The sequence below is a fragment of the Microvirga sp. Mcv34 genome (genome assembly GCF_024519725.1).
GTDB lineage: Bacteria > Pseudomonadota > Alphaproteobacteria > Rhizobiales > Beijerinckiaceae > Microvirga.
In genome coordinates, this window is the sequence record NZ_JALJRK010000298.1 from 1 (window position 1) to 345 (window position 345).

At 64.6% G+C, this 345-nt stretch carries 1 pseudogene; it reads left to right on the forward strand.

Features of this window, described 5'->3' with window-relative positions:
- Positions 1–345: pseudogene (locus OC446_RS30695) on the forward strand (copper oxidase); the annotation flags it as partial.

A 345-nucleotide genomic window follows, 5' to 3' on the forward strand; every position in this document is an offset into this window, starting at 1 on the left:
GCGACTGGGCGATCCACTGCCACAAGTCGCACCACACCATGAACGCCATGGGCCACGACGTGCGCACTTACATTGGCGCGAACATGAACATGACCGCGCCGGCCCTGAAGCGGATCGCCCCGGGCTACATGCCGATGGGCGGCAATGGCATGGGCGAGATGGGCTCGATGGAGATGCCGCTGCCCGACAACACGCTGCCGATGATGACGGGCTACGGGCAGTTCGGACCCATCGAGATGGGCGGCATGTTCTCGGTCGTGAAGGTCCGTCCCGGCCTGGCGGCCGACGATTACAAGGATCCGGGTTGGTACAAGCACCCGGAGGGCACGGTCGCTTACGAGTGGA